At 44.8% G+C, this 388-nt stretch carries 1 protein-coding gene; it reads right to left on the bottom strand.

Translation table 11 applies throughout. From position 1 onward, the window contains the following. The coding region (locus H5185_RS22475; protein ID WP_182743368.1) for an ABC transporter permease at nucleotides 1-388 on the bottom strand (388 nt) is incomplete at both ends.

Raw genomic sequence — 388 nt, 5'->3', positions numbered from 1 at the left:
GCTGATGACGCCTGCCCAAAAACGCGGTGCAATAATTTGTCTTAACGGATCTATCGCCATCATTTCTAGACTCGACAACTGCTCAGTCGATTTCATTAAGCCAATTTCAGCCGTTAAAGCAGAACCTGCTCGGCCAGCAAATAATAACGCGGCAACCACTGGCCCGAGTTCACGTAATAAGCTTAGTGCCACCATAGGCCCTAAACTTTCTTCAGTACCAAACCCAACAAGAATATTGTACCCCTGTAACGCTAATACCATGCCAATGAACAAGCCAGACACTAAAATGATCACCATGGAACGGACACCAAGCACATAAACTTGTCTAACCAGAAGTGGCATACCTTTTTTAAAATTAGGCACACGTACAATCGCGCGCCATAACATA

This window comes from Shewanella sp. SG44-6 (assembly GCF_014164185.1).
GTDB classification, from domain to species: domain Bacteria; phylum Pseudomonadota; class Gammaproteobacteria; order Enterobacterales; family Shewanellaceae; genus Shewanella; species Shewanella vesiculosa.
This window is presented reverse-complemented; position numbering and strand designations above follow the sequence as displayed.